The organism is Ruegeria sp. C11, assembly GCF_056537725.1.
Genome location: NZ_JBQFSB010000007.1, coordinates 201,012 through 222,507, shown reverse-complemented (window position 1 = coordinate 222,507; position 21,496 = coordinate 201,012). Strand labels below are relative to the sequence as shown.

Below are 21,496 nucleotides of genomic sequence, written 5' to 3'. Positions count from 1 at the left end.
GGCAAAAGGTGCCATCGGGCTTTGCGGTTGTCAGCCTACTCCAGCCCTTCGTCACCCAGCAAATGCCGTCCCTGCCGATCCTCAACCTCGATCACCCACAAATCGGGATCGAAACCGCGTTGACGGTGGATGGTTTCGTCCACTTCGGGCTCTGCACCGCTGGACAGTTCCACCCATTTCCGCTCACCACTCATCAGGTCGAAACTGCGCTGGAACGCAACGGCCTGACCATCGAGAGTGTTGAGCTTGACCAGAACCGCGCCCGCCGTGTCGTCACCATGAGCGACCACAAAGGCGGGAATTTCCTGAAATCGCAGCCGCGCCAGATAGGCATGGACCCAGAATTCAGCTGTCAGACGGGTCATGCGTTGCCGTCTTTGAAATCCAGACCCATTTCCGAATACCGCTCGGATTCCTCCAGCCAGTTGGGCCGTACTTTCACCTGCAGGAACAAGTGGATTTTGCGATCAAGGAACTCTTCCAGTTCGGCGCGGGCGGCCTGACTGACGGCCTTGATGGTCTCGCCACGTTTGCCTAGCACGATGCCCTTGTGGCCGTCGCGCATGACGTAGATCACCTGATCGATCTTGGCCGAGCCGTCTTTGCGCTCTTCCCAGTTTTCGGTTTCAACAGTCAACTGATAGGGCAGTTCCTGATGCAGGCGCAGGGTCAGTTTCTCGCGCGTCATCTCAGCCGCGATCATACGCATCGGCAGATCGGCTATCTGATCCTCGGGATACAGCCACGGGCCCTCGGGCAATTCTGCGGCCAGCCACTTGCGCAGGTCATCGACGCCATAGCCACGTTCGGCCGAGATCATGAAGGTTTCGGCAAACGGGTAGCGCGCGTTGAGGTCGCTGGTAAGCGCCAGTAGTTTCTCGGACGGAACCTTGTCGATCTTGTTGATTGCCAACGCCACCTTGCGGTCCTGCCCTATCTCGTTCAGCCCCTCCAGAATGCGTTCGACACCTTCGGTCACGCCGCGATGGGCCTCGACCATCAGAACGACGACATCAGCGTCGGCCGCTCCGCCCCATGCTGCTGCCACCATGGCGCGATCCAGTCGACGACGGGGCTTGAACAGACCGGGCGTATCTACAAACACCAGCTGCGCGTCCCCTTCGATAGCCACGCCACGGATGCGCGCGCGCGTGGTCTGCACCTTATGCGTCACGATCGAGACCTTGGCCCCGACCATGCGGTTCAGCAGCGTTGATTTGCCCGCATTGGGCTCTCCGATCAGGGCGATGAATCCGGCGCTTGTGGTCATGTTTTGCGATCCTGTTTGCAGGCCAGCATCCCTATAGCAGAATGGCGTCCCGGGCCAGAGGGATTTGCCCTGCAACAGGGGGTTGGGCATTTCTGCACCAAGTACCCGGGCCATCGAGGAATCCGGGCGGCCCGCCAGAATTGAGGCCCGTGTAAATTGTTGAAACCAAAGAACCAAATGCTGTTACAGTGTGCCCACGAACGCGAGGCGGGGGTGAAAGTGACCGAAATTTCGGGCAAAAGGACAAATTTCAGTTTGGCGCGACTATTCCGCCTTGTGTCGCTTGGTCTTGGGCTGGCCACGGCGGCCAGCAGTCTGGCCGCTGAAAGCGTTGAGTTCAAAATTCAGGATTCTCTGCCTGTCAAAGAAAGGCAGCTTCCGTATTCACTTTATGTCTCGCTCAGCGAAATCTCGGAAACACGTCTTGGGGTCGATACGTTTCTGGATCTGCGCACGGTTCAGAAGCTTGCGCCTGCGCTGCTGTCGAACGTGCTGGAGGAGACCTGCAAACAGAAATTCGCGCTGGCGGTCTCGGACGTTCAGGCCGAACAGAACGCTGTCATCCTGCGCGGGCAGTTTCAGGCCAAATTCTATGCCTGCAACACCAAAGACCCCAAGGTGCATTACCGGGGCGTGTTGCTGTTCGGGCAAAACGTCGATGTTCAGGTCAGAGCCACCGCTGATGTCAGCCGGAATTGCGTTAAGTTTCGCCTTGTCGATCTGGACCTGGATCCGCAGGGATTTGTCGGCAGCGTGTCCGATTGGATCGGATTGACGGAAAAAGCCGAGACATTGATTGTCGAAAAAAGCGCAGAGGTTCTGGCCGACAATCCGGTTTGCCCAACCTTGCCCGAAGAGCTGGCCAGCCTTGATCCCCGGTTCACGTCCGGAGGCACACGCGAAATTGGCAGCGGCGGGGTCGGCTCGAGTTTGTCGGGATCAGTCGATACCAGTGCGGCAACGCTGTTGGATCTGTTGCGGTTGCTGCAGGAAAAAGGCGACGCGGAGGGCGGAGAATGAAAAACCTATTTCTGCGAACTGCCGCTGCGACCCTGACCTTGCTGTGTACCCATGCCGGTGCAGAGCCGGTGTCCTTTGATTTTTCGCGTGATGTGACGATTGGCAATTCGGATGTACCGTATCACATCAAACTTGAACTGGCAGAAGTCGCGACCACGCGTATTGGCGTCGATGCCACAGTCGATCTTCGGGATATTCAAAGGCAGCTTCCCGTTCTTCTGACAGGCGCAACCTTTACCGATGCCTGCAACGCAGAGATATCGCTGGATGCGCTGAGTGCCCGGGCGGATGACAAAGTCCTGACCGTGACGGGCCGGTTTGAACTGAACACCTACAAGTGCCGCAGAAGCATCGGACAGCCTCCGGAGCGCGAAGCACTGTTGGCCACAGGAGGCATTGAGTTTACGACCTCAGCCTCAGCTGAGCTGCGCGATCAGTGCATCTATTTCGAATTGGCGGATGTGGATATGACCCTGAACAACCCACCTTCCCTTTCGGAGGATCAGGAAGAGTTCCTGCAAACCGCCCGCTCGGTTTTCCTGCGGGCCGGGGCGGCTGTCTCCGACAGGTTTCCGATTTGCCCTGAACTTCCGACGGATCTGGCTTCACTTGATCCGGATTACAGCTCTGGCGGGACGTATGAGATCGGCGATGGCGGGGCGGGTGTCCGCCTTAACGGGTCATTCGATGTCAGTACAGCCACGATACTGGATGTACTTGCCGTGCTTCAGGCCAAGGGGGTTCTTCCCCCGAAACCCTGACCTGATCCGGATCAGCCCAACCGGTCCAGAAGGGCCTTTGCGGCGGCCTGTTCGGCCTGACGTTTCGAGCCTGCGGTCGCCTGTGCCTCGGTTCCGTCCTGCAATCTGGCCGCGATGGTAAAGATAGGCGCATGATCGGGGCCGCTGCGCGAAACCTCGACATATGAGGGCGGGCTCTGTCGGCGCGCCTGAGCCCATTCCTGCAATGCGGTCTTGGCATCACGCGCGTCGGCCTCGACATTGTAGATCCGGTCGCCCCACAGACGCAGGATGACTTCTCTTGCGGCCTCGAACCCTGCATCGCGGTAGATGGCGGCGATAACCGCCTCCATCGCGTCACCCAAAAGCGCCAACTTGCGCCGCCCGCCTGACAGCATCTCGGACCGGCCCAGTTTCAGGACGGCACCCAGATCGATCTGCCGCGCCACGTCAGCGCAGGCTTCCTTGCGCACCAATGCATTGAAGCGTGGTGCCAGCTGCCCTTCGGTGGCCTTTTGGTCGGCTTCCAGCAGTGCCGTCGCCATCACCAGCCCCAGAACCCGATCGCCCAGAAACTCCAGTCGCTGATTGTCGGGCCTGGTAGAGGACGATACCGATCCATGGGTCAACGCCCGCAGCAGCAGTGCAGGGTCGGAAAACTCATACCCGAGCCGCTGCTGAAAGGCTTTTATCTCGGCCGAGATCTTCAATTGATCGCCTTGAAAAAGCGATCGCCGCGCCATGTCCAAAAGAAGAACATCGACCGGCCCGCGGACGAGAACATGATGCGATCCGCACGACCCAGCAGATCCTCATACGGAACGAACCCTACTCCGCCGACCGATTGCGGTACGCGGCTGTCGCTGGAGTTGTCCCGGTTGTCGCCCATAAAGAAATAGTGGCCTTCGGGAACGACATAGATGCCGGTATTGTCCGCAGCCTGATTTCCGATGTTCAGGATATCATAGGACAGGCCGCTGGGCAGCGTTTCGATCAGGCGCGATTTCTCACAGATACCCCCGATCCCGACCGGGCCGTTTTCGCAGCGCGGACGCAGGCGTTGCGGCCCCTGAGGTTCGGCGATCTCGGTAAAGAGGCCATCCGGAACCTGTTTGACAGGTGTGCCGTTCAGAATGATCACGCCGTCGCGAACCTGCACCTTGTCCCCCGGCAACCCGATGACACGCTTGATATAGTCACGCCCGGTCACGGGATGGCGGAACACGATGACATCGCCGCGCTCGGGTTCACCACCCATGATGCGGGTATTGTCGCCTTTCATCCAGCCGCAGATATCCTCGGCATCAATATTCAGCCCAAGGCTGGGGACGATCAGGCTGGGACAGGAGGCGTAGGAATAGCCATAGGCCATCTTGTTGACGAACAGAAAGTCACCGATCAACAGGGTAGGCTTCATCGAGCCTGAGGGAATCCAGAATGGCTGAAAGAACAGCGTGCGGAAAACGCCCGCAATCAGAAGGGCATAGACGACGGTTTTGATCGTCTCCCAAAAGGCGTTTCCTGTTTTGGCTTCCTCGGCCATGCTGCTCTCCGGTCCTTGCGTCGTTGCGGTGCTACATGCGGGGCTGATGGGGGCAAGTCAAGGCCGGGACGGCGCTTCGTGAATGGGCCGCGCCTCGATCACCACAAATGCCTGCGCCCAGGGATGATCGTCGGTCAGGGTGACGTGGATGATCGCCTCATGCCCATCGGGCGTCATCTCTTTCAGGCGTTCCGCCGCCCAACCGGTCACGTGCATCACCGGCTGACCGGTGCGCAGATTTGTGACGGCCATGTCCTTCCACGCGATGCCCATGCGCAGACCGGTTCCCAGCGCCTTGGAACACGCCTCTTTCGCGGCCCAGCGTTTGGCGTAGGTACCGGCGGTGTCGTGACGACGTTCAGCCTTGCGCTGTTCGATATCAGTGAAAACACGATTGCGGAACCGGTCGCCGAACCGGTCAAGCGTACCTTGGATACGGTCGATATTTGCGAGGTCTGTGCCAATTCCTAAAATCATCTGGAGAACGCCGACCTGATCAATCCAACACCGCCTAATGCAAACAACCCGGCCGCGACGCCATCTATCCAACGGCGGCAACGGCGATAAGCCTGCATCATACCATCAACTGAGAACAGCAACGAATACAGCGCGTTGTTCAAAAATCCAACCATGACACAGGCCAGAGTCGCAGCAGCCACGTTCAGCAGGCTGTCATTGGGGCCAATCCCAATCGCCAAAGCCGCCATCCATGCGACCACTGATTTTGGGTTTGACATGTTGAGTATCAGCCCGCGCAGAAACCAGCGCCCGCCATTGGTTGGGCCTGGTGCCTCCCCATTTGGCAATCTGGCCGACTTGAAAGATTGCCACGCAAGCCACAACAGATAAATCCCGCCCAAAACTTTGAGCAGCATCAACAAATAGAAGGAAGATTGCAGAACTGCACCCATGCCACTGGCGGCGACCAGCCCCCAAAAAACCAGACCACAGGACAAGCCAGCGCCGTAGATCAAGCTGGTTTTACGCCCATATTTCATCGCTACTGCGGCATTAGAAATATTTGCAGGACCGGGTGAAACAGCCACTACAAAGAACGCCACTGCAGTTGAGATCAGTGCTGCGTAATCCATCATGACAATCGCACCGTCAGTATCTTGTAGCTCGCCACTCCGAAGAACCCGGCAAAGGCCAGATCAAACCATCTGCGCGCACGGCGATAGGCGCGGACCATGCGTTCTGATGAAAACAGGAACGCGTAGCCGATGAAGATGAGCAGCGAGCCCGCATAAAGCATCGCGAAATAGCCCAGCAACATCGACAGGCTGGCGTCGTTTGGGGCCACGATGGCATAGATCGAGCCCCAGCTCAGGATCGCCTTGGGGTTGGTCAGGTGAATGGCCGCGCCTTTGGCGAAAATGGCTCTCAGCGAACCGCTGACAGGTTTGCCCAGCGCCACCTCGTCCGACGTCAGGGCACGGCGCAGCGCCTTGAGCGCCAACCAGCCCAGATAGGCCACCCCAACATAGCGGATCACCTCGAACACCCAGACATTTGCCAGCATGATCGCCGACAGTCCCAAAGCGGCGGCGATGCCCCAGGCGGCGGACCCGGCGCAGATGCCCAAGGCGAAAACCAGACCGGCATGGCGGCCTTCGTTCATGGCGGTGCCCGCGATACCCATCGTTGCCGGCCCCGGCGAACCCCCGGCCATCAGCCACGCAAACCAGATGGCAACGAAGGCGGGCGTGATCATGCCCGCGCCTCATCCATCAGGCGGCGCATCTCGGCAATCGCCGGAGTGAGGCCGCGAAAGATCGACTCGCCGATCAGGAAATGTCCGATATTCAGCTCTTTCACCTCGGGGAAGGCGGCGACAGGCTGGACCGTGTCATAGGTCAGACCGTGGCCCGCATGAACCTCGAGCCCCAGCGAGTGCGCAAAGGCCGACATTTCCCGCAGCGCTTCCAACTCGCGGTCGCGGTCGTCATTGTGCCCTTCGGCGTGGGCGTCGCAGTAAGCGCCTGTGTGAAGCTCGATCACCTCAGCGCCAATGCGATGGGCCGCTTCGATTTGTTTCTTGTCCGCAGCAATGAAGATCGAAACCCGGCAACCCGCATCACGCAACGGGGCGATGAAATGGGCCAGCTTGTTTTCCTCACGCGCCACTTCCAATCCACCCTCGGTCGTGCGCTCCTCGCGCTTTTCCGGCACGATGCACACCGCGTGTGGTTTGTGGCGCAGGGCGATCCGTTGCATTTCTTCGGTCGCAGCCATTTCAAAGTTCAGCGGCACCGACAGAACCTCCATCAGGCGGTCGATATCAGCGTCCGAGATATGACGTCGATCTTCGCGCAGATGCGCGGTGATACCATCCGCGCCCGCCTCTTCGGCGATCTTGGCGGCGCGCAGCGGGTCCGGATAGGCCCCGCCCCGGGCATTTCGCACGGTCGCCACATGGTCAATATTCACACCCAGACGCAGATGGTTATCAGACATCGCTCGAATCCTTTTTCGGCCCTTGGGATGAGCCTAATGGGTTTGCTTGGGGAACGTCAGCCTTTGCTTCGGCCAGTCGTTTGATTTCTTCGAATTTCGCTTTGATCTTCGCCCGCCGCCGCTGTTGATAGGTGCGCGTCACCGGCAGGCTGAGGAAATAACAGATCGTTCCGGCCACGATCCCGGGAATGATGCCGCCGATCATATAGGGAAAGAACACCTCGTGATAAAAGATGCTCAGCCCGTGCCAGTCGGCGACCCGGTCTGTGAACATCGCAAAAAAGTTGTTCTTGAGATCGCCCAGCGCACTGGCGAATTTGCCCATGAGCCCCTTGGTTTCACCTTTTTCGAATTCGGTGCCCAAAAGGAAATGCCCGGTTTGCAGGCACACAACGCCAATCGGTACATATGTCAGCGGGTTGCCGAAGAACGTTCCGCTGAGTGCGGCCAGAATGTTACCGTTAATCAGGCGGCCCAGCACCACGGCCACAAAGAAGTGAAACCCGTAAAACGGTGTAAACGAAGCGAAAACACCAGCGCCTATCCCGCGCGCAATCCGTTCGGGTGAGTCAGGTAACCGACGCACCCGGTGTTTGACGTAGTGAAACGCACGCGTCCAGCCGCCGCGCGGATAAACGAATTCCGAAGCGATCTGGACAGGTGAGCGTCGATCTCGGCGCTTAAAAACCACTCCTGATCGTCCTTTCTCAACCCGCCGCTACCGACGCCTGCACCGTATCCCGATACCGTTCGACCGCGGCCACGTCGCTTTCCGCCTCAAGCATCAACATCAGCGAATGCAGCTGTTCCACATCCCGCAGTTCGACATTGATCAGCAGGCGGTAAAAATCCGGTTTGCGGTCAACGAATTCCAGATTGGAGATATTGGCCTTTTTCTCGCCGATCAATGTGCAAATACGCCCCAGCACACCTGCGTCGTTGCCGATGGTCAGATCAAGCGTTGCCGCATAGACCGCCGGGTGCGTACCCGAATGCCAGTGCAGATCGACCCAGCGTTCGGGCTCATCCTCAAATTCGCTGAGACGGTCGCAATCGATCGCGTGAACGACCACGCCCTTGCCACGATAGGTAATTCCGACGATGCGCTCACCGGGCAGAGGCTGACAGCAGGGTGCACGATCGAACTTCTGACCGGGTTCCAGACCGATCACCGCGCGGCGCAGCGGGATGGCGTCGCCCTCGTCCTTTGTCAGTTCGGGATAGACCGCCTCGACCACTTCATGCGCGGTCAGTTCGGCGCTGCCCAGACGTGCCAGCAATTCGTGACGATCCTTGAGGCGCAGATGTTTGGCCGCAGCGTCCAGCGCCTTGTCTGTCGCCTTGCGCCCCACATGTTCAAACCCTGCACGGGCCAGTTCCTTGCCCAGCTTGATGAACCGTTCACGATCCACCTCGCGCAAGGCCCGGCGAATGGCGGTTCTGGCCTTGCCGGTAACCGCGATCTCAAGCCACGTCACCTGAGGCGTCTGGCCGTCGGCGGTAATGATATCCACCGATTGACCATTCTTAAGGCGTGTCCAAAGCGGCACCCGGATGCCGTCCACCTTGGCGCCAACACAAGCATGCCCGATGCGGGTGTGAATGGCATAGGCAAAGTCGATCGGCGTCGCCCCGCGCGGCAGTTTGACCACGTCGCCCTTGGGCGTGAAACAAAAGACCTGATCCGAATACATCTCGAGCTTCACGGCTTCGAGGAACTCGTCATGATCTTCTTCGTTGTCGAACTGCTCGGTCAGACTGGAAATCCATTTGGCCGGATCCACGGCAAACGGGTTTTCGGACCGGACACCATCGCGATACGACCAGTGCGCCGCCACGCCGGTTTCGGCAACATCGTGCATCTGCCGTGTGCGGATCTGCACTTCGACACGCTTGCCATCGCGCCCCGACACCGTGGTGTGGATCGAGCGATAGCCGTTCGATTTCGGTTGGCTGATATAATCCTTGAACCGCCCCGGAACTGCGCGCCAGCGTTGGTGGATCGCACCAAGAGTGCGATAGCAATCTTCCTCGGACCGGGTGACTATGCGAAAGCCGTAGATATCTGACAGGCGCGAAAAACCCTGATCCTTTTCCTGCATCTTGCGCCAGATCGAATAGGGTTTCTTGGCGCGGCCAAAGACTTCGGCCTCGATCCCGGCCTTGTCCAGCTCGTGGCGCATATCCCCGGTGATGCGATGGATCACGTCGCCGGTTTCCCGCTGCAGGGTGATAAAGCGACGGATAATCGATTGGCGACCCTCGGGGTTGAGAACACGGAACGCGAGGTCTTCCAGTTCCTCACGCATCCACTGCATACCCATGCGACCCGCAAGCGGCGCGTAGATATCCATCGTCTCGCGCGCTTTGATCACCTGTTTTTCCGGGCGCATCGCCTTGATCGTGCGCATGTTGTGCAGACGGTCGGCGAGCTTCACCAGAATGACCCGCAGGTCCTTGGACATCGCCATGAACAGCTTGCGGAAATTCTCGGCTTGCTTGGTCTCACGGCTGGAGAGCTGCAGGTTTGTCAGCTTGGTTACGCCGTCGACCAGCTTGGCCACCTCGTCCCCGAACAGATCAGACACTTTGCCGTAGTTGGCTTTGGTGTCCTCGATCGTATCGTGAAGCAATGCGGTGATGATGGTGGCGTCATCCAGCCGTTGCTCGGTCAGGATGGCGGCGACAGCGACAGGATGCGTGAAATAAGGCTCGCCTGAGTGGCGAAACTGCCCCTCGTGCATCTGCATTCCGAACTCATAGGCCCGGGCGATGCGGTCGGCATTGGTTTTTGGGTTGTAGTTGCGGACCAGCGCAATCAGGTCGTCAGCAGAAATCATCCGGTCCGCACCTTCGTCTTTGGGAATTACCCCTGGCCCTGTGCCTCCATCAGAGCGCGCAGGAGCTTTTCTTCGGACATGTCGTCATCAGCAGGCTTGTCCGACTCTGCACCCATCAGCAGCGCCATCTGATCTTCTTCGGGCTCATCAACCTCGATCTGGGTCTGGTTGGCCTCGATCAGACGCTCGCGCAGTTCGTCGGCGCTCTGGGTTTCCTCAGCGATTTCGCGCAGCGAAACAACCGGGTTTTTGTCATTGTCGCGGTCCACGGTAATCGCCGCACCAGCGGACACCTCGCGCGCGCGATGGGCGGCAAGCATCACCAGTTCGAACCGGTTCGGAACCTTGTCTACACAGTCTTCGACCGTCACGCGGGCCATGGGGCGCTCTCCGTAAATGAATCCGTGTCAGGAAGGGGTTTATCTAAGCGCGATTCTACGCCTTGACAAGCGGGAAATGCCGTTCTGCCCGCATCAAAGCGGGACAACCGCGGCCACATCGGCCTCAGGCAGCTTTGCAAGCATCTCGGTTACCGTCAGATCAAGAGCCGGGTGGCGCCAATCAGGCGCGACATCGGCCATGGGCACCAATACGAATGCGCGGTCCTGCAAACGGGGATGTGGCAGGATCAATTTGTCAGGGGCCAGCTTTACCTGATCTTCTGCAGGCAATCTCAGCCATCGTTCATATTCAGCCTGATCAGGCAAAACCCGGTCGTCCCAGCACACGAGATCGATATCGAGTGTTCGCATGCCCCAGCGCTGAGCGCGCGCGCGCCCGAACTCGTGCTCGACCCGGTGCAACAGATCAAGCAACGCTTCGGGCGTACCATCGGTTTCAATCAGCGCAGCAGCATTCACATAGTCCGGCCCGGCCCCCGCCGGGAAGCACGGAGTGCCAAAAAAGCGGCTTACAGAGCGAATCACCACGCTTTCCGCCTTCAGAACCTCAAGCGCGTTTCGCAGGGTCACTTCGGGCCCGTTATCTCTCAGGCTGAGATTTGCACCCAACGCCAACACTGCTTTTGACCGGGTTTCGGCCATATTTCACCTCTCATTCCGCACAGACAATACTTGCGATACATGTCAAAATTCTTACATTAGGTGCACCATTGCGCTGATTTATTACGCACTCACTCACGGAACCTCACGGCGCACTGGGTTATACCGGAAGGGACTATTTATGTTTTATAAGGACGAACGGCTAGCGCTGTTCATCGATGGCTCGAATCTTTACGCGGCCGCCAAAGCTCTGGGCTTTGACATCGACTACAAGTTGCTGCGTCAGGAATTCATGCGCAGGGGAAAACTGCTTCGGGCGTTCTATTACACAGCGCTGCTGGAAAACGATGAGTATTCGCCTATCCGCCCATTGGTTGATTGGCTGCATTACAACGGGTTCACCATGGTGACGAAACCGGCCAAGGAATATACCGATTCCATGGGCCGCCGTAAGGTAAAAGGCAACATGGATATCGAACTGACCGTCGATGCCATGGAACTGGCGCCGCGCGTCGATCATATCGTGCTGTTTTCGGGCGATGGGGATTTCCGCCCGCTAATTGCCAGCCTTCAGCGTCAGGGCGTTCGCGTCTCGGTGGTTTCGACCATCCGCAGCCAGCCGCCCATGATCTCGGACGAGTTGCGCCGTCAGGCCGACAACTTCATCGAGCTGGAAGATCTGCGTGACGTCATCGGACGTCCACCGCGTGAAATGCCGATGGAGCCCCGGGAACCTCGGGAGCCCCGCAGCGTCGCGGTAGCGGGCGGTAGCTAAGGCCAGAGGAATATCTGGCATGAACCGCAGTGATGGGAAATTGCGCGGTCAGGATCGTTATGATTCTGACCGCGCTTCTTTAACTAGCATTCGGTGCTTAAACACCAATCACGTTAATGCGCGACGATGTCAGGATCATGACACCATCATGACATCTGGACCAATGCTGCGAAAAACCTTACCTGTCCGGGTCAGGGAGATGTCCACATGACCAAGCCGCCACTCACACTCTACCTCGCCGCCCCAAGGGGTTTTTGCGCAGGCGTGGACCGTGCCATCAAGATCGTCGAGATGGCTTTGGCCAAGTGGGGCGCGCCGGTCTATGTGCGACACGAAATCGTGCACAACAAATTCGTGGTGGACGGGCTGCAGGCAAAAGGTGCGGTGTTTGTCGAGGAACTGGACGAATGCCCCGATGATCGCCCTGTCATCTTTTCGGCGCACGGCGTTCCCAAGGCCATTCCGGCCGAGGCAGCACGGCGTGAAATGATCTATGTGGATGCAACATGCCCGCTTGTGTCCAAGGTGCATATCGAGGCCCAAAGGCACGCGGATGCCGGGTTGCAGATGATCATGATCGGCCACAAGGGCCACCCCGAGACGGTTGGCACCATGGGTCAGTTGCCCGATGGCGAAGTTCTGTTGGTGGAAACCGTGGAAGACGTTGCCAATGTCCGGGTCCGCGATCCCGAACGACTGGCTTTCGTTACGCAGACCACACTGTCGGTCGATGACACCAGAGACATCGTCGCGGCATTGCACGCCCGCTTTCCCGCGATTATCGGACCACACAAGGAAGACATCTGTTATGCCACCACCAACCGGCAAGCAGCGGTCAAGATCGTAGCACCTAAATCTGATGCGCTGCTGGTTGTGGGCGCGCCCAACTCTTCGAATTCCCGCCGACTGGTTGAGGTCGCTTCCAAGGCGGGCTGCAACTATGCCCAACTGGTCCAGCGCGCCACGGATATCGACTGGCGCGCGCTGACAGGTATTTCCAGCATCGCAGTCACCGCCGGGGCATCCGCCCCCGAAGTGCTGGTGAATGAGGTCATCGAGGCGTTTCAGTCCCGTTTTGACGTCACTGTCGAAATGGTTGAAACGGCGATCGAGAATGTTGAATTCAAGGTGCCGCGCGTGCTGCGGCAATCTGCGTGATGCCAGACCGGAAAACGATCGACGCCTATACCTCGCATGTTGCGGATTATCTGAAGGTGCCGCTGCCCGCCGAACAGCTTGAGGCGCGGCAGGCCTTTGCGGATGCGGTAGGCGCAGCAGGATATGTGCTGGATCTGGGTTCGGGGCCCGGATCGGACAGCACATTTCTGATGCGGCAGGGCCTGAAGGTTCGGGCACTGGACGCCACCCCCGCTTTTGTCGAGTACGCCCGCGAAAACGGCGTAGATGCGCATCTAGGCACGTTCGATGATGTCACTGAAACCGCGGAATATGATGGCGTCTATGCCAGCTTTTCCCTGCTGCACGCCCCTCGAGCGGATTTTCCGCGTTATCTGGGCGCAATCCATGGTGCGCTGAAACCCGGTGGTATCCTCTTTCTGGGCATGAAACTGGGCACCGGAGAACACCGTGATCATCTGGACCGATACTACACCTATTATTCCCAGACCGAGATTGAGACGGCTCTGACCGAGGCCGGGTTCACGCTCGATCGTTTCGTGACGGGAATGGGCAAGGGGCTGGCCGGGTCGTATGACGGGTTCATTCTGGTTTTCGCCCATGCCTGAACTATTCGCCTATACCGATGGGGCCTGTTCCGGCAATCCCGGCCCGGGGGGCTGGGGTGTCTTGCTGCGCGCCATGGACAAGGGCGCTGTTCTGAAAGAGCGCGAATTGAGCGGCGGCGAGGCCGAGACAACCAACAACCGCATGGAATTGCTGGCGGCGATCAACGCACTGGAGACACTGGAACGACCGTCAACGATCACCGTGGTGACAGACAGCGCCTATGTAAAGAACGGCGTTACCGGCTGGATTTTTGGCTGGAAGAGAAATGGCTGGAAGACCTCGAACAAAAAGCCGGTCAAGAACGTGGAACTCTGGCAGCGACTGGACGAGGCGCAAAGCCGTCATGACGTGACCTGGGAATGGGTCAAGGGCCATGCGGGGCATCCTGAGAACGAGCGGGCCGATGAACTGGCCCGCGCGGGTATGGCCCCGTTCAAGCCGGGCAAGGCCAAAGTCTGACCCGGCCCATTTTGGTTGCTGGCATTAGTTGGAAAGCAGGCGCGCGCCGATTTCCTTGACGAATTTCGCCGCCACCATCGCAGTCATGCCATAGGGGTCGCGATGCGGGTTCAGCTCAACAATATCAGCCCCGACCAATTGCCCCCCGAACCGGTGGATCAGGTCGATCACCTCGCGCGTCGTCAGACCGCCGGGTTCGTGATGTGAAACACCGGGGGCAAACGCCGGATCAAGCGCATCCAGATCCAGCGAAAGGTAGACCGGGCCATCAAAGGAAATCTGCAGGTCCGGGCGCCAGCTGCGCATGTCGATCACCTCGACCCCGAATTTGTCTGCCTGTTCGCGCTGATGCGTATTCATGGTGCGGATGCCGACCTGTACCAGCCGCTTGACCGGGCAGTTCTCCATCACCCGCGCAAAAGGGCAACCATGTCCCAGCGGGCCGATTTCCTGCGTGTCGTAGAGGTCGGGATGGGAATCGATGTGCAGGATGTTCAGCCCCTCATACCGTTCGGCATGGGCCTTAATCAGCGGATAGGCAACTGAATGATCGCCACCCAGCGACAACAACCGCGCCCCGCTGGACAAACGTTCCGCTGCACCGGCCTCGATCCGGTCGATCGGTTCCTGGCCGCGCATTTCGAATACTTCAAGATCGCCGGTATCCCGAAACCGATCGGTTGCACCCAGATCGGTGCCATCTTCGGCGGTTAGGTTCGCAGCACCCGAATGCAGCGCTTCGCGGATGCGACCCGGAGCAAAGGCCGGGCCCTGCAGGAACGACGAATGCAGGTCCAGCGGAACCCCCATCAGGGCGACATCGCCCGGTTTCAGATCATGATGCATATGAGTTGCCCCAGAATATGATTTCGGGCGATCTGGCCCTCTATCATGAAGGGGGTCAAGGCCTCAGCGGCGAAAATATCTCTGCCACAGCCAGAGAACGAGAAGCGCGCCAAGAACGGCGCCGACAAAGCCCGAGAGCCAGCCCATAACGGTCAGCAACGCGCGCAGGATCAGCCCGCCAACCAGCGCACCAACGATCCCGACCAGCATCGTCGTCGGGATGTCCGCCTCGATTCGCATCAGGCGGGTTGCAAGGAACCCGGCAGCGGCGCCAATGATAATCAGGGCAACGATGGGCATCTCATTTCCTCCAATGCGTCGGCACGATGATCAGTGCACCGATGGATGAAAGCACCGCATCCAATCCCGGCGAGCCAAATCCGATTCCGAACATGATGCGGATGAAATAGAACAGGAACGCGCCACCGACGCAGATGATGATGGATTGCAGATAGCCGTTCTTGGTAAAGCCTGTGATCTCGGACAGATATCCGACGATCCCGGCAATAACGACTGTGCCCATGAGGATCATGAACATCCGGCGGCCCTCCGACTAGAGGCGGGTTCCGGCAGCAACAGGCCAGCCCCGCAAAAAGCTTTGCTTATCCTGCGCGCCTTTGCCTGCCCTTTGCAAGCGCAGCAGCTCCACAACCCCATCCCCACAAGCCACGCGCAAAGCGTCATCGAGAACCTCGCCCGGTGCCCCTTGCCCGTCCGACAGGCGGGAGGCCAGCAGTTTGACGCGTTCGCCCTCAATTTCGGTCCATGCACCGGGAAATGGCGAAAGCCCCCGGATCTGACGATCAACCTCGGCAGCGGACCGCGACCAGTCAACCCGCGCCTCTGCTTTGTCGATCTTGGCGGCATAGGTCACGCCATCCTGCGCTTGCGGCTCGGGGGTAAGTTCGTGCAGGCGGCCCAGCGCTTCGACGATTTGCTTCGCACCCATGACCGACAGCCGGTCATGTAACTGATCGGTGGTTTCTTCTACGCCGATTGGTGTGGCATCCCGCAGCAGGACGGGGCCGGTGTCCAGCCCGGCCTCCATCTGCATGATGCAGATACCGGTTTCAACATCACCTGCCATGATCGCCCGATGGATTGGCGCCGCCCCCCGCCAACGGGGCAACAGACTGGCGTGGATATTCAGACATCCATGCGCTGGCGCATCCAGAATGGACAGCGGCAGGATCAGGCCATAGGCCACCACAACGGCGACATCAGCCTGCAGCGCGGAAAACTCCTGCTGTTCCTGCGGGGACTTCAGCGACACCGGATGCCGCATCTCCAGACCCAAGGCTGCAGCCCTTGCGTGAACCGGAGTCGGGCGGTCCTTTTTCCCGCGTCCAGCTGGGCGGGGCGGCTGACAGTACACGGCCGCGATCTCATGCCCGGCATCGACCAGCGCATCCAGTACCGGAACCGAAAACTCGGGCGTTCCCATGAAAACGACGCGCATGATAGTGCTCCTTTATGGCGGGTTATCCCTGTTTGCGCGCCTTGCGCAGCAGCATATCCCGTTTCACCTTGCTGAGGCGATCAAAGTACATCTTGCCGTTCAGGTGATCGATCTGATGCTGAACGCTGGTGGCTTCGATGCCCACAAAATCGCGCCGATCCATCATCCCTTGTTCGTTCAGGTATCGGACGGTGACAGCTCGGGGTCTTTTCACTTTGGCGGAAACACCGGGCAGGTTCGGGCTGGCCTCATCATGCTCGCGCAGTTCAATCGAACTGTGCAGGATTTCCGGGTTTGCCAGGCGTACGGCCCGACCCCGTTCGGTCGAACCGTCCACAACTGCCAGACGCAGCATCACACCGATCTGTGGAGCTGCCAATCCGACACCGGGCATCGCCTCCATCGTGTCGATCATGTCGTCCCAGATCGCCCGGATGTCATCGGTGATCTCATCAACGTCATCAGCTTGGGTTCGCAACCGCTTGTCAGGCCAGGGAAGACAGGTGCGTACAGTCATGGTCTGTTCTCCAGATAATCAGCCTCGGCTGTTGCCCGGGCGTCCGGGTCCAGATGATCGAAAGTCACGACCCCGTTCAGGTGATCGAATTCATGCTGAATGCAACGCGCCTCGAACCCGTCGAAATCAGCCATGTGTATGTCGCCTTCGGCGGCCGTCCATTGCACGGTGATGGCCTTGGGTCGTTCGACCGGGATCAGAATGCCGGGGATCGACAGGCAGCCCTCCTCCATCACGAAGGGCACGCGTTCCGCTGCCATGATCGTCGGGTTGATCATGACCATTGGGCTGGGGGTGCCCTCTTTCCAACCGCAATCCATCACAAAGAACCGTTGCATCACACCGACCTGCGGTGCGGCCAACCCCCTGCCTGGTGCGGCATACATCGTATCGAACATGTTGCGGATCAGACCCTCGGGCACTTCACCCACAACCGGTTCGCATTTTTGCGACAGCCGGGGATCGGGCCACTTGAGAATCTCCAGAACGCTCACGCCCGCGCCTGCTCGCGCTTCAGTTTCTGCATCTTGCGGGTGATCATCTGGCGTTTGAGAGGCTTGAGATAGTCGATGAACAACTTGCCGTTCAGATGGTCGATTTCGTGCTGAACGCAGGTTGCCCAAAGGCCGTCGAACACCTCTTGCTGCGCTTTGCCGTGTTGGTCCATCCACGCGACCTCGACCACCTTGGGACGGGTCACTTCGGCGTATTGATCCGGAATTGACAGGCATCCCTCTTCGTAGACGCTGGTTTCATCCGACGACGATATGACCTCGGGGTTGAACATCACCAGCGGGCGCGGTGCTTCGCCTTCTTCCTTGACGCAATCCAGAACGATCAGCCGATTTAGCACACCGATCTGCGGCGCGGCAAGGCCGATGCCGGGCGCATCGTACATCGTTTCCAGCATGTCATCGGCCAGTTTGCGCAGTTCGTCGGTAAGGTCGCCCACCGGCGCACAGACCTTTTTCAGACGGGGATCGGGATGGATCAGGATATTGCGTTTCATGGGGCTGATTTAGGTCATCACGCGCCCAGCCGCAACGCCCCCCTTGCACCTGCGCAATTTGCGTTTAGCTTTCAGCCCGAAGAACGGAGTGCACATGACTTTTAACGACCTGATCGACCGCCGGGGAACCCAGAGTTCCAAATGGGACAAGATGGAGCAGCTGTTCGGCGTATCGCCCGAAGACGGGCTGGCCATGTGGACAGCGGATTCGGATTATGCCACCGCGCCTTGCGTGATCGAAACCGTCCGCAAGGCCGCCGAGCACGGGGTATTTGGATACTCGTGGGAACACCCCCAATATCTGCAGGCCGTACAGTGGTGGATGAAGAACCGCCATGGCTGGTCGATCGACACAGATTGGGTGCTGACAACGCAGGGATTGGGCAATGCCATTGCACTGGCCCTGGATGTCTGGAGTGAGCCGGGCGATGGCGTGGTGATCTTTTCGCCGGTTTATCATGAGTTTGCCCATAAGGTGAACAAGTCTGGCCGAAAATTGGTCGAGTGTCCGCTGGTACGGGACGGCGACACCTATGCGCTGGATCTGGACGACGCCCAGTCGCGTCTGGATGGCTCTGAAAAGCTGCTGCTTTGGTGTTCGCCTCAGAATCCTTCGGGCCGCATCTGGACACCGGACGAGTTGCGCGCGGTCGCAGCATTTGCCGAGCGAAACGGGCTGATACTGGTATCTGACGAAATTCACCATGACCTGATCTATCCCGGGAACACCTTTGTCCCGATGGATGTTGCCGCGCCTGATGCGCGCCCGTGGACAGTTACGCTGACGGCGGCGTCAAAAACGTTCAATATCGCCGGGCAGCGCACCGGCAACATGATTATCCCCGACCCGACCCTGCGGGCGGCCATGCGTCACCGGCTGAATACGCTGGACTATTCACCCAGCTCTCTGGGCGTTTCGATGATTACCGCGGCCTACAGCCCCGAGGGTGCTGAATGGGTTGATACGCAGGTTGCGCATCTGGATGGGAACCGGCGCCGCTTTGACGATACGATCGCGGCCATTCCCGGATTGTGGTCGATGCCCCTGCAATCGACCTATCTGGCATGGGTCGACTTTTCACGCACCGGGATGGAAATGGAAGAAATCGTCCGACGGCTGCGCGAGGACGCGAAGATCGCCACCTCACCCGGACCCGGATTTGGAACCGGCGGCGAAACCTTCCAGCGGTTCAATTTGGCAACTCAAGGCGCGCAGGTTGACGAAGCCTGCGCCCGGCTGCGTGCCGCATTCGCCGATCTGCAATAACGTCAATGCGGCGCGGTTTGGTTCTTTGCTTGTTGGTCCTGGCGGTAGGTGCCGCCTGGATCGGCTGGCATCAATACCGGCCTCGACCGCCAGCCCCGCCGTTGGCACCAGAAGCACAAAGGGTCGATCACATCCTGATTGAAAAATCAGACCGGCGGCTGACAGCGACGCTTGGTGGCGCAGTGGTCATGCAGGCCGACATCGCGCTTGGGTTTTCTCCGCAAGGTGACAAGGCCCGGGAAGGCGATGGCAAAACGCCTGAAGGCATCTTCACCATCGACCGGCGCAATCCACAAAGCGCCTATCACTTATCACTGGGTATCGATTATCCAAAGCCTGAAGATTCTGAACGCGCCGCGAAACAGGGCATTGACCCCGGCGGGGACATCTTCATTCACGGGCAGCCAAATGCCATTGTCGGCTTTACCCTTCCGGGCGACTGGACGGCTGGCTGCATTGCCATCTCAAATGCGGAAATGGCCCGACTGTGGAGCCTTGCCGCCAACGGGACAGTTGTCGAAATTCGCCCTTGATCCGTCAGCCGTCAGAGCCCAACAGGGCAACTGGTGCATCCGGTGAGCGATAGAAATCCAGTGGGGCCTTGTCCGCTGCCACCGTGCTGCGCTTGAATTCATAGCGCATCTCGCCCGCTTCTTCTTCGTCCGCGACGATCAGGCATTGATACAGATGGTTCGCGCCATCATAGATGTCGACCAGCCCCCGCAAACGCGGTGTCGACGCCGCTTCGACCGCGAAGCCGTCTTTCCACAACCGCAGGATTTTGAAGTGATTGTCGCCCAACTCCACCCGAAGGCGGCTGGATTTCTTCAGCGTGGCGATTCGCGCGGCATCCAGTTCGTCGCGCATTTCCTTTGAAACATAGGTACTCATAAACGCACTCCCCTCGGCTCAGTATCAGTGTGCGCCAGAAATTGTAAAAAACAAATAAACTCAGCAGTTCTTTTCTAAACATTGTGCATCTGAGCTACCGGGAATTCCCGCTTCGCTGTGCGATTTTGCAGGTCACATGCGCGGCGGGCGATGTAGGACACATTGCGCTGGCGCATTATCTTCGTACTGAACCGAAACAAGGAGATTACGGTATGGGCCTGCTTGTCGAAGGAAAGTGGCACGACACGTGGTACGACACGAAATCCACCGGGGGCGCCTTCAAGCGCTCCGAGGCCCAGTTTCGCAACTGGATCACAGCGGATGGTACACCAGGACCGTCCGGAAGCGGTGGTTTCAAGGCCGAGTCGGGCCGGTACCATTTGTATGTCAGCTATGCCTGCCCATGGGCCCATCGGACGTTGATTTTCCGCGAACTCAAGGGGCTTACAGATTACGTTACCGTTTCCGTCGTGCATCCCGACATGCTGTCCGATGGCTGGTCGTTTGAAACCGATGATCATGGCGCCACCGGCGATCCGCTGCATGGCTTCGAGCGGGCGCATCAGATCTATACCAAGGCTGACCCTCTTTTTTCGGGCCGCGTGACCGTTCCGATTTTGTGGGACAAGCAGAAAGAGACCATCGTTTCCAACGAAAGTTCGGAAATCATCCGCATGTTCAATTCGGCTTTTGATGGCATCACGGGCAATTCGGACGACTTCTGGCCCGCGTCAATCCGGGATGAGATAGAAGACGTAAATGCGCGCATCTATTCAACCGTGAACAACGGCGTCTACAAATGCGGCTTTGCGACCACGCAGGAAGCTTATGATGCGGCGGTGCACCCGCTGTTCGACACTTTGGACTGGCTCGAGGATCGGCTGTCGTCAAACCGCTATCTGATGGGGGACCGACTGACCGAGGCAGACTGGCGTCTGTTCACAACCCTGATCCGGTTCGACCCGGTCTATCACCTGCATTTCAAATGCAACCGAAAGCGGCTGATCGACTATCCGAACCTCTGGGCCTATACCCGTGAGCTGTATCAGTGGCCGGGTGTGGCATCGACGGTGAACATGAACCACATCGTCAGGCACTATCACTACAGCCACGACAGCATCAATCCGCACCGCATCATTCCGATAAACCCAGAGATCGACTATCACGCACCACACAGGCGTGATCATCGACCTGCTGCATAGTGTTCGACCATCGCCGCCAGATCCTCTGGCGGCGTACCGCTTTGCACATAGGCGCAGGCATTTGGACTGTGGGCAAAGATGGATCCGTCCGAGAAAAAGGTCGTGTTGGTGACGAAAATCACCCGCGCCTCTGGTCGGCGGTAACTGGCGAAATCCGCAACGGCCAGCGCGCTGCCAGCCTCTAGAACCAGATCCAGAACAATGATGTCAAAGGCGGTTCCGTATAGGGCCAGAATGGCCGCCTCCTGCGTCTCGACAAGCGTCACCTCGGCGCCCTGCCTTTCAAGGTGCCTTTGCCAGACCCGACCAAGTTCGGGGTTACTCTCAACAATCATAACTTTCATTTGCAACAACCTCGGTACTCGTGCATGAGTGGTACCGTCCCCATGATCGGTCATCCCGCCAATTCCTTAACAAAGTGTTAATGTCGCTCTTTGGTGACCCTGCTCACGCG

30 protein-coding genes are annotated in these 21,496 nt (G+C 58.7%); 9 read left to right on the top strand and 21 right to left on the bottom strand.

Features of this window, described 5'->3' with window-relative positions; genetic code table 11:
* Positions 1 to 35: 35 nt before the first annotated feature.
* Complete coding sequence (locus ACR0NA_RS14715) at positions 36 to 365, bottom strand: DUF1491 family protein (protein WP_480730005.1); 330 nt, start codon at positions 363 to 365, stop codon at positions 36 to 38.
* Positions 362 to 1,270, bottom strand: coding sequence for a GTPase Era (gene era, locus ACR0NA_RS14710; RefSeq protein ID WP_480730003.1), 909 nt, complete (start codon positions 1,268 to 1,270; stop codon positions 362 to 364). Before era ends, ACR0NA_RS14715 begins: the two co-directional genes overlap by 4 nt.
* A gap of 255 nt (positions 1,271 to 1,525) precedes the next feature.
* Between era and ACR0NA_RS14705 the strand changes: the two genes are divergently transcribed.
* Both ACR0NA_RS14705 and ACR0NA_RS14700 read left to right on the top strand, forming a co-directional pair.
* On the top strand, positions 1,526 to 2,290 hold the full coding sequence (locus tag ACR0NA_RS14705) for a hypothetical protein (protein ID WP_480730000.1): 765 nt from the start codon (positions 1,526 to 1,528) through the stop codon (positions 2,288 to 2,290).
* Complete coding sequence (locus tag ACR0NA_RS14700) at positions 2,287 to 3,051, top strand: hypothetical protein (protein ID WP_480729998.1); 765 nt, start codon at positions 2,287 to 2,289, stop codon at positions 3,049 to 3,051. The genes ACR0NA_RS14705 and ACR0NA_RS14700 overlap by 4 nt, the downstream gene beginning before the upstream one ends.
* A gap of 11 nt (positions 3,052 to 3,062) precedes the next feature.
* On the opposite strand, the gene rnc is transcribed toward ACR0NA_RS14700, so the two are convergent.
* From rnc to folK, 10 genes are all read right to left on the bottom strand, one after another.
* A complete protein-coding gene (gene rnc / locus ACR0NA_RS14695) occupies positions 3,063 to 3,740 on the bottom strand; it encodes a ribonuclease III (RefSeq protein WP_480729996.1) in 678 nt (225 codons plus the stop codon).
* Positions 3,737 to 4,573: a signal peptidase I gene (gene lepB, locus ACR0NA_RS14690; protein ID WP_480729994.1), complete on the bottom strand. Its 837-nt coding sequence runs from the start codon at positions 4,571 to 4,573 to the stop codon at positions 3,737 to 3,739. The genes rnc and lepB overlap by 4 nt, the downstream gene beginning before the upstream one ends.
* Positions 4,574 to 4,630: 57 nt before the next feature.
* Complete coding sequence (gene acpS, locus ACR0NA_RS14685; RefSeq protein ID WP_170654003.1) at positions 4,631 to 5,050, bottom strand: holo-ACP synthase; 420 nt, start codon at positions 5,048 to 5,050, stop codon at positions 4,631 to 4,633.
* Positions 5,047 to 5,667 (bottom strand): LysE family translocator, encoded by a 621-nt coding sequence (locus ACR0NA_RS14680; protein WP_480729991.1) that lies wholly within the window; start codon positions 5,665 to 5,667, stop codon positions 5,047 to 5,049. The genes acpS and ACR0NA_RS14680 overlap by 4 nt, the downstream gene beginning before the upstream one ends.
* The gene (locus ACR0NA_RS14675) at positions 5,664 to 6,287 is read right to left on the bottom strand and encodes a LysE family translocator (protein WP_480729989.1); all 624 of its coding nucleotides are present in this window, start codon (positions 6,285 to 6,287) and stop codon (positions 5,664 to 5,666) included. Before ACR0NA_RS14675 ends, ACR0NA_RS14680 begins: the two co-directional genes overlap by 4 nt.
* Positions 6,284 to 7,030, bottom strand: coding sequence for a pyridoxine 5'-phosphate synthase (locus tag ACR0NA_RS14670; RefSeq protein ID WP_480729987.1), 747 nt, complete (start codon positions 7,028 to 7,030; stop codon positions 6,284 to 6,286). The genes ACR0NA_RS14675 and ACR0NA_RS14670 overlap by 4 nt, the downstream gene beginning before the upstream one ends.
* A complete protein-coding gene (locus tag ACR0NA_RS14665; RefSeq protein ID WP_480729984.1) occupies positions 7,023 to 7,721 on the bottom strand; it encodes a DUF2062 domain-containing protein in 699 nt (232 codons plus the stop codon). The genes ACR0NA_RS14670 and ACR0NA_RS14665 overlap by 8 nt, the downstream gene beginning before the upstream one ends.
* Positions 7,722 to 7,737: 16 nt before the next feature.
* On the bottom strand, positions 7,738 to 9,870 hold the full coding sequence (locus ACR0NA_RS14660; RefSeq protein WP_480729982.1) for a RelA/SpoT family protein: 2,133 nt from the start codon (positions 9,868 to 9,870) through the stop codon (positions 7,738 to 7,740).
* Between the two features lie 26 nt (positions 9,871 to 9,896).
* The gene (rpoZ, locus tag ACR0NA_RS14655; RefSeq protein ID WP_170654014.1) at positions 9,897 to 10,250 is read right to left on the bottom strand and encodes a DNA-directed RNA polymerase subunit omega; all 354 of its coding nucleotides are present in this window, start codon (positions 10,248 to 10,250) and stop codon (positions 9,897 to 9,899) included.
* A 93-nt stretch (positions 10,251 to 10,343) separates the two neighbouring features.
* On the bottom strand, positions 10,344 to 10,913 hold the full coding sequence (gene folK / locus ACR0NA_RS14650) for a 2-amino-4-hydroxy-6-hydroxymethyldihydropteridine diphosphokinase (RefSeq protein WP_480729978.1): 570 nt from the start codon (positions 10,911 to 10,913) through the stop codon (positions 10,344 to 10,346).
* Positions 10,914 to 11,052: 139 nt separating this feature from the next.
* Between folK and ACR0NA_RS14645 the strand changes: the two genes are divergently transcribed.
* The 4 genes from ACR0NA_RS14645 (at position 11,053) to rnhA (ending at position 13,851) form a co-directional block, all read left to right on the top strand.
* Positions 11,053 to 11,646: a LabA-like NYN domain-containing protein gene (locus tag ACR0NA_RS14645; RefSeq protein WP_170654018.1), complete on the top strand. Its 594-nt coding sequence runs from the start codon at positions 11,053 to 11,055 to the stop codon at positions 11,644 to 11,646.
* Between the two features lie 207 nt (positions 11,647 to 11,853).
* Positions 11,854 to 12,804 (top strand): 4-hydroxy-3-methylbut-2-enyl diphosphate reductase, encoded by a 951-nt coding sequence (gene ispH, locus ACR0NA_RS14640; RefSeq protein ID WP_480729975.1) that lies wholly within the window; start codon positions 11,854 to 11,856, stop codon positions 12,802 to 12,804.
* The gene (locus ACR0NA_RS14635; RefSeq protein ID WP_480729973.1) at positions 12,804 to 13,391 is read left to right on the top strand and encodes a class I SAM-dependent methyltransferase; all 588 of its coding nucleotides are present in this window, start codon (positions 12,804 to 12,806) and stop codon (positions 13,389 to 13,391) included. The genes ispH and ACR0NA_RS14635 overlap by 1 nt, the downstream gene beginning before the upstream one ends.
* Complete coding sequence (rnhA, locus tag ACR0NA_RS14630) at positions 13,384 to 13,851, top strand: ribonuclease HI (RefSeq protein ID WP_170654023.1); 468 nt, start codon at positions 13,384 to 13,386, stop codon at positions 13,849 to 13,851. The genes ACR0NA_RS14635 and rnhA overlap by 8 nt, the downstream gene beginning before the upstream one ends.
* 24 nt (positions 13,852 to 13,875) lie before the next feature.
* On the opposite strand, the gene speB is transcribed toward rnhA, so the two are convergent.
* The 7 genes from speB to def (ACR0NA_RS14595) all read right to left on the bottom strand — a co-directional run bounded on the left by speB (position 13,876) and on the right by def (ACR0NA_RS14595) (position 17,682).
* Complete coding sequence (speB, locus tag ACR0NA_RS14625) at positions 13,876 to 14,697, bottom strand: agmatinase (RefSeq protein ID WP_480729971.1); 822 nt, start codon at positions 14,695 to 14,697, stop codon at positions 13,876 to 13,878.
* Positions 14,698 to 14,760: 63 nt separating this feature from the next.
* Entirely contained in the window at positions 14,761 to 14,997 is a 237-nt protein-coding gene (locus ACR0NA_RS14620; protein ID WP_480729969.1) for a GlsB/YeaQ/YmgE family stress response membrane protein, read from the bottom strand.
* Between the two features lies 1 nt (position 14,998).
* Positions 14,999 to 15,235, bottom strand: a complete 237-nt coding sequence (locus ACR0NA_RS14615) for a hypothetical protein (RefSeq protein WP_170654029.1) — start codon at positions 15,233 to 15,235, stop codon at positions 14,999 to 15,001.
* A gap of 15 nt (positions 15,236 to 15,250) precedes the next feature.
* On the bottom strand, positions 15,251 to 16,156 hold the full coding sequence (gene fmt, locus ACR0NA_RS14610) for a methionyl-tRNA formyltransferase (RefSeq protein ID WP_480729967.1): 906 nt from the start codon (positions 16,154 to 16,156) through the stop codon (positions 15,251 to 15,253).
* Between the two features lie 22 nt (positions 16,157 to 16,178).
* Positions 16,179 to 16,673, bottom strand: a complete 495-nt coding sequence (gene def / locus ACR0NA_RS14605) for a peptide deformylase (RefSeq protein WP_170654033.1) — start codon at positions 16,671 to 16,673, stop codon at positions 16,179 to 16,181.
* A complete protein-coding gene (gene def, locus ACR0NA_RS14600) occupies positions 16,670 to 17,167 on the bottom strand; it encodes a peptide deformylase (protein ID WP_480729964.1) in 498 nt (165 codons plus the stop codon). The genes def (ACR0NA_RS14605) and def (ACR0NA_RS14600) overlap by 4 nt, the downstream gene beginning before the upstream one ends.
* Positions 17,164 to 17,682, bottom strand: coding sequence for a peptide deformylase (def, locus tag ACR0NA_RS14595; RefSeq protein WP_480729962.1), 519 nt, complete (start codon positions 17,680 to 17,682; stop codon positions 17,164 to 17,166). The genes def (ACR0NA_RS14600) and def (ACR0NA_RS14595) overlap by 4 nt, the downstream gene beginning before the upstream one ends.
* A gap of 94 nt (positions 17,683 to 17,776) precedes the next feature.
* Here def (ACR0NA_RS14595) and ACR0NA_RS14590 point away from each other — a divergent pair, with 94 nt between their 5' ends.
* On the top strand, positions 17,777 to 18,949 hold the full coding sequence (locus ACR0NA_RS14590; protein ID WP_480729959.1) for a MalY/PatB family protein: 1,173 nt from the start codon (positions 17,777 to 17,779) through the stop codon (positions 18,947 to 18,949).
* 5 nt (positions 18,950 to 18,954) lie between these two features.
* On the top strand, positions 18,955 to 19,482 hold the full coding sequence (locus tag ACR0NA_RS14585; protein WP_480729956.1) for a L,D-transpeptidase family protein: 528 nt from the start codon (positions 18,955 to 18,957) through the stop codon (positions 19,480 to 19,482).
* Between the two features lie 4 nt (positions 19,483 to 19,486).
* Here the strand turns inward: ACR0NA_RS14585 and ACR0NA_RS14580 are convergent, their stop codons facing one another.
* Positions 19,487 to 19,840, bottom strand: coding sequence for a hypothetical protein (locus ACR0NA_RS14580; RefSeq protein ID WP_170654043.1), 354 nt, complete (start codon positions 19,838 to 19,840; stop codon positions 19,487 to 19,489).
* 212 nt (positions 19,841 to 20,052) lie between these two features.
* Between ACR0NA_RS14580 and ACR0NA_RS14575 the strand changes: the two genes are divergently transcribed.
* Positions 20,053 to 21,042 carry a glutathione S-transferase family protein gene (locus tag ACR0NA_RS14575; protein WP_480729954.1) on the top strand — a complete coding sequence of 330 codons (990 nt, stop codon included), beginning with the start codon at positions 20,053 to 20,055 and terminating at the stop codon, positions 21,040 to 21,042.
* On the opposite strand, the gene ACR0NA_RS14570 is transcribed toward ACR0NA_RS14575, so the two are convergent.
* A complete protein-coding gene (locus ACR0NA_RS14570; protein WP_170654047.1) occupies positions 21,024 to 21,386 on the bottom strand; it encodes a response regulator in 363 nt (120 codons plus the stop codon). The two genes, ACR0NA_RS14575 and ACR0NA_RS14570, sit on opposite strands and share 19 nt — an antisense overlap.
* Positions 21,387 to 21,496: the final 110 nt, after the last annotated feature.